Source organism: Rheinheimera sp. MMS21-TC3 (assembly GCF_032229285.1).
Taxonomy (GTDB): domain Bacteria; phylum Pseudomonadota; class Gammaproteobacteria; order Enterobacterales; family Alteromonadaceae; genus Alishewanella.
This window is the reverse complement of the sequence record NZ_CP135084.1, coordinates 2,911,504-2,923,281: the sequence shown is the minus strand read 5'-3', so window position 1 is coordinate 2,923,281 and position 11,778 is coordinate 2,911,504. Positions and strand designations below refer to the sequence as shown.

The following is an 11,778-nucleotide window of genomic DNA, read 5'->3' as shown; positions in this document are numbered from 1 at the left end:
GTCAGCTGATTTAAATAGCTGACTAGTAATAGGGAGAAGATTATGTCGAAAAAAGTATATTGCATTGCACAGTTTTTGCCAAAGCCCGGTCAAGAGGCTGCTCTGTTTAAGGTACTACAAGCTTTAGAGCCTAATACTGTGCGCGAAGACGGTTGTTTACAATATCGTGTTACGCGGCACATTAGCAGCCCTTTTGCACCTGGGAACAGCTTTCCAATCGCTTTTAATGAAATATGGGCCGACATGGCTAGCTTTGAAGCTCATTGCCAGCGTGAAGAAATTAAGCAGTTTTTTGCTAAGTACTGCACTGCTGAAGACGGTTTAGCTGCAGATTGGAATGTCTGTATTTATACTGATGAGCCTGAAAACTATGATGCACCAAAGCTAATGCTTTAAGTTAGATTTTAGCTAAAGCAGATAGAATATTCTGTATTAAGTACTAAAACGTAAATTCGCTAACAGTTTTTGCGATAACAAATTTAAATCTGCTGCTTCACGGCTGACAATAACGAGATTAGCCTGTGCCATAGCAAGCTCAATGCCTTGATAATCAGCATCAGAAAAGTGCTGATTATTATTGAGCTTAGTTTCTTTAGGTACAATAAAAACGGTGGCGTAGCCTGTACTAGTTCTAATTGCCAAGTGCAATGAGCGCACGCCTTTAAAGTGGCAAAAGCGGGCATAAATAATATCATCAGACCAATTCTCTAAGCTGGCATTAAAACTAGCCAGTTTGCTATTAACATCACTTAATGATTGTTGCGCCAAATGACTATTAACAAAATCGACCTCGTTATGGATATGGGCTAAGGCATGCTCGGCCATACTGCTTGGCGTATAGTGCTTATAGATAACAGCGCTAATAAGTGAGAGTGCGACAAAAGATGCGGCTATAGCTAAGTGAGTAAGCCAAGTTGTTTTTGCTATTGGTTGATTAGGGATTTGGAGTAACTCGGTACTTACCTCTGCAGGTAACGGCAACTTAAGAGCTTGTTGCAGCGCCTGGTCTTGTAGGCGAATGTTTGATACAAAGCTTTTAAATTCAGCATCTTGCTGCATTAAATTAATAACTTGCGGATGAGTGCTATTTGGATTTTGCAGAACTTCCTGCTCTAGTTGCTGGCGTAGTTTAAAATTATTCAAAACTATCCTCCACAGAGTTAGTGTTTGATAGTAGGCTGCGCAATTTATTGCGGGCACGAAATAACCGAGTATTAACGGTGTTAACATTGAGATCGAGTAATTTAGCAATTTCATTACTACTAAAACCTGCTAATACTTGTAAGATTAATGGCTCACGATAATCTAGGGGTAACTGGCTTATTTTACTTCTTAGTTTTTCATTATCGTAGACTTGGCCAGCACTGAGAGCCGAGCTATCTATTAGCGAGTCTTGTTCAGTATCGTCATAGTCGAACTGCTTACGTTCAAACCGCCGTGCATTTTCTCGCCTTAAGATAGTAAATAACCAAGCTTTAGTAGCTTTAGGATCTAATAAACTATCTAAGCTTTTCCAAGCGCGTAGATAAGTTTCTTGTACTATATCTTTAGTAGTATCAGGATCTTTGCATAGCCAAAGCGCATAGCGATACAAGTCGGCATGATAGTGTTTCACTAGTAACTCATAGCGTTGTTGCTTAGATTTTTTAAAGCCTAAGACTGTGGCTAATTTAGCCTTTTTCGCTGCTATATATTTTGAAACGGTCATACTACTTTTTTGCGAAGAGTTTTCAATACCTTGTAGCTTAGCGGTATTTAGGTTCAAAGAACATGCTTTGCTATTACTCATGCTTTGTTTAGCCACCTATATGCAGACATTATTATCCTAGTTAATAAAGTTAAGCTTCAAGATGATAAGAAAGGTTTAAAGCAGAAAATATTTCGGGCTTTAGAAAAGAAAGTTAGTGAACTCGATATTGGCGACAAAAGAAGTCAATCACTGCATCAGCATCTAAGTTACTAAAACGGACTTTTTTATTAGCAATAATAGCTTGGCCTAAGGTATACAGTGTATGTTCTAGCGGAACACCTGTGGGGCGCTGTAATTTGTGGGCTGCAAATAAGAAGTTTAAGGCAGTAGAGGCGTAAGACTTATTGGGCGCCATGGCAACTAAATCTAACTCGTGCAAACGAACGCCAAGATTACGTATTTTTTGTAAACGGTTAGTTTCACTCATGGCAGTTCACTTTTAGTTAGGCTAGATACTAACTATATCGACTTTTATTCTAAATTCTTTAATCATTTCTTAAAATAGCTCAGCACAGGGCTCAGGGTTTTTGTTAGTATAGCCATTAGAAACGCAGTTAATACTAAGGCACTACATGACCAACACTGTTCATCCTTTATCACTGTCAGCCGAGCAGCTGGCGCCACATTTTTCGCAAGCGCTTATTACCCAGGCGTTAAGCCATCAGCAGCTAAAAGCTGGTTTTATTGGTCAGGAGCGAGCTAAAACGGCGTTAGACTTTGCCATTGGCATGGATATGCCTGGCTATAATCTTTATGTGATGGGTGAACCAGCACTAGGTCGCTTTACCTTAGTGCAAGACATTTTAAAACAGGCTGCTGCGCAAAAGCCAACTCCAGATGAGTGGTGTTACTTAAATAATTTTGACGATGAGCGTGTGCCCAGTGTGTTACGTTTGTCGCCTGGTGAGGGTAAGACCTTAGTTAAAAAACTTGAAGCGTTGATTGATGACTTACTAGGGACTTTTCCGGCAGCTTTTGATAACCCAGGATTTCAGCGCAAGAAAAAGACCATCGCCAGAGATTTTGATCAAAAATATGATAAAGCTATAGCAAAGGTTGAAAAAGAAGCCTTAGCTAAGCAGGTATTATTGGTTGAAGATAATGGTGGCGTAGGTTTTTCACCTATTATCGATGGCAAGCCGGTTAATGATCAGGAATCAGCCAATTTAACCGAACAACAACGGCAGCAGTTTTATGACGCAGTTACAGAATTAGAAACAACATTACATGAGCAGTTATTAGAGCTACCAAAATGGAAAAGAGAGCTGTCTGAACAACAGCGCGATTTACGTAAAGATACCATAGAGCAAGCTATTAAACCCATGCTAAAGCAATTAGAGCATGATTACAGTTCTCAACTTGGTGTACAGCGCTATATTAGGGAAATGCGTAGTCATTTAATTAAGGCTGTTTTAGAGTTTTTACCAGATGAATCTGATGCTGAAAAACAAGAAGAAAGTGACAATAGAGAGTTTTTTATTGAAGAGTTTGTGCCCAATGTTTTAGTGCATTTTGAGCAAATGTCAGGTGCACCTATTATTTTTGAGCCAAACCCTAGTTATGGTAACTTATTTGGTCGAGTTGAATATAATTCTGCTGGAAACTCGTTATATACCAACTCAAGGATGATCCGACCGGGTGCTTTACATAGAGCTAATGGTGGTTATCTTATTTTGGATGCTGATCGCTTATTAACCCAGCCAGCGGTATGGGACGCCTTAAAGCAGGCGTTAAAGTCAGGTGAGCTCCTTATAGATACGCTGAGTGATCATGCTGTAACTAACTCGACTATTATTACTCCTAAAGCAATCCCATTAAATGTGAAAGTGGTACTGCTAGGCTCGCGTGATTTGTATTATTTAATTCAAGATGTTGATGAAGAGTTTAATGAGTTATTTCGGGTACTAGCAGATTTTGAATATTATCTACCTTTTACCGAACACACTGTTAGTAATATGGCGCTACAAATTATAGAGCAAATGCGGCAGTTACATATTAATGACCTAAGTAGTGGCGGTTTAACCCAGTTATTGCACTTTAGCTTTCGCCAAGCCGAACATCAGCAAAAATTATCGGCTCGTTTTGCTGATGTATTAGAGCTTGTTCGAGAAGCCTGTTTTTATGCTAATCAGCAACAACAAAAAACCTTAACAGCAGAGCATGTATTACAAGCATTGCGGGGCAAGCAATATCGTACAGGTCGTATTAGTGAAGGTTTTTTAGAAGATATTCAAGAAGGCCATATCTTAATTGATACCTCGGGCATGGCTGTGGGTAAAGTGAATGGTTTAACAGTGTTAGAGATAGGCGATACGGCTTTTGGTACACCAGCTCGGATTAGTGCAACGGTATTTGCTGGCTCTAGTGGCATAGTAGATATTGAACGTGAAGTTGAGCTAGGTAAGGCGATTCACTCCAAAGGAGTATTACTATTAACCGGTTATTTAGGCGCTAAGTATGCGCGGAACTTCCCGCTTACTTTATCGGCTAATATCGCTATGGAGCAATCTTATGGCCATATCGATGGTGACAGTGCGGCTTTAGCTGAAATATGTGTATTACTGTCTGCTATTACTGATATTCCTTTAAAACAAAGCTTAGCTATTACTGGCTCGATCAACCAACATGGTCAAGTGCAGGCTATTGGTGGTGTAAATGAAAAAATCGAAGGTTATTTTCGCTTATGCCAAAGTCGCGGTTTAACGGGTGAACAAGGTGTTATTATTCCGGCAAGTAATCAAATTAATTTGGTGCTTAACGATGAAGTAATAAATGCGGTTCAGCAGCAGCAGTTTCATATTTATGCGGTAAAAACCGTAGACGAAGCCTTAGCATTATTAACTGGTCTTGATGTGGGTGTGGTTAATCGTCGTGGCCAATATCCAAAGAGATCGGTGAACAGTAAAGTACTAGCTAGGCTAGAACAAATAGCCGAAATTGTTAATGGTAGCCTAGACGATTAAACTTGTTCAAATGCCGGTAGGTATTGCACTGTACCGCTGGCATTTTTCATTGCATTGGCTTTAAGTTCTAATAACATAAAAACCTCATCGGCAACTTGCCAAGGGCAACTAATTGCAAAATTACTTGCGGGGGTAAAGCCGAACTTAGGGTAATAGTCAGCATGACCTAAGACAACAACTGCCGCTACGCCTTGCTGATAACAGGCTTCTAAGCCGGCGCGAACCAAAGCAGAGCCTATACCATGTTGTTGCAATACCTTGGATACCACCATAGGAGCTAATGCCATCATTTTTATCTGTTTAGCGTTAGCTAATTGCACCGGAGAGAACATGATATGGCCAACAATTTTGCCATGCTGTTCAGCAACTAATGAAATATAATTGGCAGCTTGCTGCCGTAATTTATCATTAAGCTTAGCTTCCTCGTCAGCGTTAAATACAGCTTTAGTTAAGGCCGCTACATCAGGCCAATCTTGTGCTGTTTCTGGTCTTACGTGGGTATCATAACCAAGAGAATGCCAAGTAATATTTCGGCGGCGTTGCAGCGTTTTACTAATGTTATGTAGTAGCGTCATTAGAAATCCCAACGGACTAATAGCTTAGCTTAATATAACTTAGTTTACCTTAGTCTGGCTTGTTAACAAGTTTCTTTGTTGCCTACGGCTAGCTAGAATAAATATAAAAATAGCCAAACAGCTAATTCGCAGTGGCCAGTCGCGCCAAACTAGGTAAGGTGTGCTGCCTGTTGTTAATTGGATGCGGTCTTCTAGCACAGTATCGGTAAATTGCGCAGCACGTTGTTGCACTTGGCCACTAGCATTTATAGTAGCTGTGACACCAGTATTGGTTGCGCGTACCAGTGGCCGACCAAATTCTAAAGCACGCATTTGCGCTATTTGTAAATGCTGCTGCGGGCCAATGCTGTCACCAAACCAAGCATCATTGCTAACGGTTAATAGAATTTGGGTTTCCGGAGTAAAATTAGCAGCAATTTGGTGCGGAAAAGCAATTTCAAAACATATTGCCGGTAATAAAAAATAACCATTTGCTTGTAAATTAGGTTGGATATAGGCGCCACGGCTAAATGAGCTCATAGGCAAATTAAAAATAGGAGCTAAAGTGCGCAGCCAGTTCTCAAAAGGTACAAACTCACCTATAGGCAATAAGTGATGCTTACTATATCTATTGGCGTGTCCATAGTGATAATCACCTGTTGTAGCTTCCTTACTACGTTTACCTAGTACTATTAGATTATTCCAAGCTTCACCACTACTAGGGTGATAATCGAGTATACCGCTTATAACAGCCGTATTTTGATAGAAGGCAGCATGATTTAGATTGTCTAAATAGGCATTAGCTAAATGCTCAAGCTTTGGGATAGCGGCTTCTGGCCAAATAATAAGGTCAGCTTGGAAGTGCGGTCGAGTTAGCTCTAGATATTTCACCATAGTTGGCCACTCTTGCTCTGAGTTCCAACGTAACTCTTGTTTTATATTACCTTGTACTAACAGGACTGATAGGGATTCAGCAGTATTTTGCCAGCCTTTAAAAGGTTGCAATAATGGGCTAATAACAAACAAGAATCCAGCAACTAGAATATAGCTATAGCGAGAAATTACTGCTTGTTGCGTGAGTGATTGAGCGAGCGAAGCGGCCGAAAAAGCTAATAAAAAGCTAATACCTGTTTCACCAATAAGCGGTGCATAATAGATTAAGCCAGCACTGGTTTGGCTGTAACCCAGAGATAACCAAGGGAAGCCAGTTAACAACCAGCTACGTAACCATTCAGCTAAGGTCCAGCTGGCAGCAAATAATAGCGGCATATATTTAGCTAGCTTTAAGCGTTGTGTTAACCAAGCAGCAAAGGCGGGAAATAAAGCTAAATAACTCACCAATAACAACATTAAGGCTAAACTGGCGATAAGCGGTATACCGCCAAAGTCGGCAATGCTGACATGGACCCAGCTAACACCTAAGCCAAACCAGCCTAAACCATAACTAAAGCCATATAAGGCAGCTTGGCGAGCAGTACTAGCCTGCTGAATACAGTAAGCCAGTACTGCTAAGCTAAATATGGGCAGCCACCATAGGGTATAAGGGGCAAAAGCTAGGGTGTTAACACCGCCACTTATAATCAGCAGCAAATAACGGCTAAGGCTAGTGTTAACGTTAAACAAGCTTAGTCCTCATCTTCAGCGTTATTATCTTTTGCACAGTTAACTTGTAACTGAACTAAACGCCTACTGTTAGATTTGGTAACTTTAAAAGTCAAACCTTGTAGCTCTATGCTCTCACCTTTTTCTGGCATATGGCCAAAAGCATGTAGCACTATACCCCCTATAGTGTCGGCATCTTCTTCGTCAAAGTTGGTTTGGAATGACTCGTTAAACTCATCTACTGGGGTTAAAGCACTAACTTTAAATACATGGGTGGCCATACGTTTAATGTCATGCTCTTCCTCTAAATCGTGCTCGTCTTCAATCTCACCAACAATTTGCTCTAATATATCTTCAATGGTGACTAAGCCTGATACACCGCCATACTCATCGACTACAATAGCCATATGATAGCGTTTCTGTCGGAATTCTTTTAACAGCGCATCTACTCGTTTACTTTCAGGGATAATAACAGCAGGGCGCAGTAGATCACGTAAATTCCACTCGGACTTATTAGGGTCTAAGGTGTATTGCAGAATATCTTTTACCAGTAAAATACCTTCAATGTGATCTTTATCTTCATTGACGATAGGGTAGCGGCTGTGATTGTTCTCATTTAAAATGGGCAATAATTGCTCTATGCTGTGATCAATATCGACGGTGGCCATTTGTGAGCGTGGGATCATAATATCACGGGCCCGCATACTGGACACATCAAGTACACCATCAAGCATACCTTTAGTATCGTTATCAATTAAATTGCGTACTTCTGCTTCAGCAATAATATCTTGTAAGTCTGAAATATCCTGAGGTTCTGCGGAAAAAACACTAGCAATGCGCTCTAGCCAAGATTTCCCGTTAGAACCGCGACTAGAGTGGGGGTTGTCGTCACTCATCAGTGAACTGGTGCTCCAAATAAATAAAAGAAACTATTCGTTATCCAACAAATAGGGGTTGGTAAAGCCAAGCTGCTGCAGAAGTAAAATCTCTTCTGATTCCATTTCTTCTGCATCATCATCATTTATATGGTCAAAACCAAGTAAATGCAAGCTACCGTGAATGATCATATGCGCCCAATGCGCAGTTAAGCTTTTTCCTTGTTGTTTAGCTTCAGCTGCGACAACAGGTGCACTGATCACTAAATCCCCTAATAAGGCGAGTTCAAGACCAGGCGGACATTGAAATGGAAAGCTTAATACGTTAGTGGGCTTATCTTTACCACGGTACTGCATATTTAGTTGCTGACTTTCAGTATTATCAACAATGCGTACTGTTACCTCTGCTTCAGCCTGAAATGGCAGTATTGCTGTTTCTAACCATAATTGAATTTCGCTAACTGTGGGCAGATTTGCTTCCGCACTCGCCAACTGTAAGTCTAAGGTTATAGCCATTAACGTTGCTCACCTTCATTAGCTGCTAATTTAGCCGCTTCATGGGCTTCATAAGCCATAACAATACTTTGCACTACGGGATGGCGAACAACATCTTTAGCATTAAAGTAATTTAAACTAATTTCTTTAACGTCGGCTAAAACATCAATAGCATGTTTTAAACCAGAATATTGGCCACGCGGCAAGTCTACTTGGGTAATGTCGCCAGTGATTATAGCTTTAGAGCTAAAACCAATACGGGTGAGAAACATTTTCATCTGTTCCATAGTGGTATTTTGGCTTTCGTCCAAAATAATAAAAGCATCACTTAAAGTACGGCCGCGCATATAAGCTAGCGGGGCAATTTCAATAATACCCCGCTCTAACAGCTTCTCAACTTTCTCAAAGCCTAGCATGTCAAAAAGAGCATCATATAAAGGCCGTAAGTAAGGATCGACTTTTTGCGCTAAATCACCTGGTAAAAAGCCTAATTTTTCACCGGCTTCGACAGCCGGTCGGGTTAACACTATCCGCTTTACCATATCGCGCTCTAAAGCATCGACTGCACAAGCTACGGCTAAGTAAGTTTTACCGGTACCTGCAGGGCCAATGCCAAAGCAAACATCGTGGCTTAAAATATTGCTAACGTAATGTGCTTGGTTTGGATTTCGGGGTTTTATTAAACCTTTTTTAGTTTTTAAACTAAAAGGGCGTAGTTCGGATATATCGGATTGATAGCTGATATCGTAATTCTCGTTGATAGTTAAATGCACCTGTTCAGGAGTTAAGGCTGTATTTGGCTGTAGTGCCGTTTGTGTATACAGTTGTTGTATAATATCAAGGGCAGCAGCCGTATTATCTTCAGGCCCTGTTACTTTTATTTGATTATCGCGATAACTAATTTGTACCTGTAAACGGCGTTCAATATGCTTTAAATTATCATCAAAAGGGCCGCATAAAGAAGTTAATCTCTGATTATCTGCAGGGGTTAAAGTTAATTCAGCGCTATGGGTAGTTAAAGTCAATGTTGGCTCTCAAACAATAAAGGAACAGTTTTAGCTGTTCCTTTTTAAGTTAAGGAATAAAAGTAGCGACACCAAGCTCATTAGTTGCATCTTTCATAGCTTGTTGCTTGGCTAAGATTTGCTGTGGCGGTGTATGACGGCGTAAGCCCATTTCAGCTTCAGTACGAATTAAATCACCACGTAATGAATTGCTAAAGACGTCAGTAATTTTAACGTCAACCAATTGGCCTATCATATCGGGTGAGCCTTCAAAATTGACTACTCGATTGTTTTCTGTACGACCAGTCAGTTCCATAATATTCTTTTTCGATGGTCCTTCAACTAAGATCCGTTGTTCAGAACCTAACATATTACGGGCAATCTTTAAGGCTTGCTGGTTAATACGATCTTGTAAAATATATAAACGCTGTTTTTTTGCCGCTTCTGTTACATCATCAGGTAAATCTGCCGCAGGTGTGCCAGGCCTTGCGCTATAAATAAAGCTAAAGCTCATATCAAAATCAATAGCTTTAATTAGATCCATAGTCGCTTCAAAATCGGCATCATCTTCACCTGGGAAGCCAATAATAAAGTCAGAAGACATACTTAAATTGGGCCGTATTTTTTTAAGCTTACGAATTTGCGATTTATATTCTAAAGCGGTATGGCCGCGTTTCATTAAGTTTAAAATACGATCTGAACCCGATTGTACTGGCAAGTGCAAGTGGTCAACTAACTCTGGCACATCGCGATATACTTCGATAATGTCATCAGTAAACTCAACTGGGTGTGAGGTCGTATAACGAATTCGGTCTATACCATCTATAGCAGCGACTAAACGTAATAATTCAGAAAAGTGACAGATTTGGCCGTCATGGGTGGCACCACGATAGCCGTTAACGTTTTGGCCTAATAAGTTAACCTCTCGTACACCTTGCTCAGCTAGCTGAGCAATTTCAAATAAAACGTCATCTAAAGGGCGACTAACTTCTTCGCCACGGGTGTAAGGTACGACACAAAAAGTACAGTATTTAGAGCAGCCTTCCATAATGGAAACAAAAGCTGTAGCGCCATTAGCCTTAGGCTCTGGTAGGCGGTCAAACTTCTCAATTTCAGGAAAAGAAACATCAACCACAGGAGATTTAGCGCCTCTTACCATATTAATCATTTCTGGCAAGCGGTGTAAGGTTTGCGGGCCAAAGACAATGTCTACATAAGGCGCCCGCTCACGAATTGCAGTCCCCTCTTGTGAAGCGACACAGCCACCGACACCAATGATTAGGTTTGGATTTTTTTCTTTAAGCGGCCGCCAACGTCCTAACTGGTGGAATACTTTCTCCTGCGCTTTTTCACGAATAGAGCAAGTGTTGAGTAATATAACATCTGCATCTTCTGCTTCTTCAGTCAGAATAAAGCCGTGTGTTGCGTCTAAGAGATCTGCCATTTTAGATGAATCATATTCGTTCATCTGACAGCCCCAAGTTTTAATGTGCAGCTTTTTGCCCATTGTGCGTTGTTACCTATATTATTACTGTAAAAATGGAACATATTTTATCTTGTTCGGCGCAGTGTTACCAGCGCTTGCACAGACTGTATTTAAAGTAATCTTTGCCGAGTACTAATATAACCGGCATAAAAAATAATTAAGACCCCTAATAACCAGCTCATCGTCACGGGCTCTTGCCAAAATATGTAGCCAAAAAAACCGGCAAAAATAACACTGCTATAGGTCCAAATACCTATATCACTAGCAGGGGCTAGGGCATAAGCTTTAGTCATAGCTAATTGCCCTATAGCGGCCAAAACTCCCATAGCAGCAAAAGCATACCAGACTGTTGCACTAAGCGGTTGCCAATAAAATGGTAGCGGTATAACGGAAATAACGGCGGTTAAAAATGAAAAATAAAACACAATTCTAACCGCTGGCTCAGTATCTGACATATAACGAATGGTGGTTTTAGTAATAGCGACCAAAAAAGCAGACGCTAAGGCGACAAAAACAATAACAGAAACATCACTTTCTACTACAGGTAGCGCAAATACCACACCAATAAAACCTAAACCAATGCTAAATAAGGTTAATTTAGTGGGGCGCTCCTTAAGCCAAAAGTAAGCAATTAATGGCACAATAAATGGCGAAATTAATAATACCAGCATGCCTTGGGCTAGCGGCATTCTAGCCAAAACATAAAAAAAGCAATACATGGAGATAATGCCCGTTATTGAGCGAGCCAAATGTAAGTACCAGCGCTGGGTTTTTAATAATTTAAAACCATGCCGATATAAAAAAGGCAACATTAACAACAAGGCAAAAAAATTACGAAAAAAGACCACTTGCGCTTCTGAAGCCGTACCGCTAGTAAACTTAACTAAAGCGCCAATACCGGCAAAGCAGGCCTCTGCTAATAATAATAACAAGGCTCCACTGACTAATGGCGGCACAGCTGAACTCCAAATATATAAAGCAATAACCAGTATAACAGAGCTTAGATATATTCGGCATTATTAACTGAGTGTAGGCGTGACAACGGCTGC

The 11,778-nt window shown here is 40.6% G+C and carries 12 protein-coding genes; 2 read left to right on the top strand and 10 right to left on the bottom strand.

Annotation, left to right across the window (positions count from 1 at the left end):
- The first annotated feature begins 42 nt into the window (after positions 1–42).
- A complete protein-coding gene (locus RDV63_RS14210; protein WP_313910154.1) occupies positions 43–396 on the top strand; it encodes a putative quinol monooxygenase in 354 nt (117 codons plus the stop codon).
- A gap of 36 nt (positions 397–432) precedes the next feature.
- Here RDV63_RS14210 and RDV63_RS14205 read toward each other — a convergent pair whose 3' ends face one another.
- The 3 genes from RDV63_RS14205 to RDV63_RS14195 all read right to left on the bottom strand — a co-directional run bounded on the left by RDV63_RS14205 (position 433) and on the right by RDV63_RS14195 (position 2,177).
- The gene (locus tag RDV63_RS14205; protein WP_313910153.1) at positions 433–1,143 is read right to left on the bottom strand and encodes a DUF3379 family protein; all 711 of its coding nucleotides are present in this window, start codon (positions 1,141–1,143) and stop codon (positions 433–435) included.
- Positions 1,136–1,789 (bottom strand): sigma-70 family RNA polymerase sigma factor, encoded by a 654-nt coding sequence (locus RDV63_RS14200; protein WP_313910152.1) that lies wholly within the window; start codon positions 1,787–1,789, stop codon positions 1,136–1,138. The genes RDV63_RS14205 and RDV63_RS14200 overlap by 8 nt, the downstream gene beginning before the upstream one ends.
- Before the next feature lie 112 nt (positions 1,790–1,901).
- Entirely contained in the window at positions 1,902–2,177 is a 276-nt protein-coding gene (locus tag RDV63_RS14195) for a hypothetical protein (protein ID WP_313910151.1), read from the bottom strand.
- Between the two features lie 145 nt (positions 2,178–2,322).
- On the opposite strand from RDV63_RS14195, the gene RDV63_RS14190 reads away from it, so the two are divergent.
- Positions 2,323–4,713 carry an ATP-binding protein gene (locus RDV63_RS14190; RefSeq protein ID WP_313910150.1) on the top strand — a complete coding sequence of 797 codons (2,391 nt, stop codon included), beginning with the start codon at positions 2,323–2,325 and terminating at the stop codon, positions 4,711–4,713.
- On the opposite strand, the gene RDV63_RS14185 is transcribed toward RDV63_RS14190, so the two are convergent.
- From RDV63_RS14185 to RDV63_RS14155, 7 genes are all read right to left on the bottom strand, one after another.
- A complete protein-coding gene (locus tag RDV63_RS14185) occupies positions 4,710–5,288 on the bottom strand; it encodes an N-acetyltransferase (RefSeq protein WP_313910149.1) in 579 nt (192 codons plus the stop codon). The genes RDV63_RS14190 and RDV63_RS14185 overlap by 4 nt on opposite strands.
- A gap of 39 nt (positions 5,289–5,327) precedes the next feature.
- Positions 5,328–6,890 (bottom strand): apolipoprotein N-acyltransferase, encoded by a 1,563-nt coding sequence (lnt, locus tag RDV63_RS14180; RefSeq protein WP_313910148.1) that lies wholly within the window; start codon positions 6,888–6,890, stop codon positions 5,328–5,330.
- Positions 6,891–6,892: 2 nt separating this feature from the next.
- The gene (locus RDV63_RS14175) at positions 6,893–7,765 is read right to left on the bottom strand and encodes an HlyC/CorC family transporter (RefSeq protein ID WP_313910147.1); all 873 of its coding nucleotides are present in this window, start codon (positions 7,763–7,765) and stop codon (positions 6,893–6,895) included.
- Positions 7,766–7,798: 33 nt separating this feature from the next.
- The gene (gene ybeY, locus RDV63_RS14170) at positions 7,799–8,260 is read right to left on the bottom strand and encodes an rRNA maturation RNase YbeY (RefSeq protein ID WP_313910146.1); all 462 of its coding nucleotides are present in this window, start codon (positions 8,258–8,260) and stop codon (positions 7,799–7,801) included.
- Positions 8,260–9,264 carry a PhoH family protein gene (locus RDV63_RS14165; RefSeq protein WP_313910145.1) on the bottom strand — a complete coding sequence of 335 codons (1,005 nt, stop codon included), beginning with the start codon at positions 9,262–9,264 and terminating at the stop codon, positions 8,260–8,262. The genes ybeY and RDV63_RS14165 overlap by 1 nt, the downstream gene beginning before the upstream one ends.
- Before the next feature lie 49 nt (positions 9,265–9,313).
- Positions 9,314–10,750: a tRNA (N6-isopentenyl adenosine(37)-C2)-methylthiotransferase MiaB gene (gene miaB, locus RDV63_RS14160; protein ID WP_313910144.1), complete on the bottom strand. Its 1,437-nt coding sequence runs from the start codon at positions 10,748–10,750 to the stop codon at positions 9,314–9,316.
- A gap of 89 nt (positions 10,751–10,839) precedes the next feature.
- Positions 10,840–11,685, bottom strand: coding sequence for a DMT family transporter (locus RDV63_RS14155; protein ID WP_313910143.1), 846 nt, complete (start codon positions 11,683–11,685; stop codon positions 10,840–10,842).
- Between the last annotated feature and the right edge of the window lie 93 nt (positions 11,686–11,778).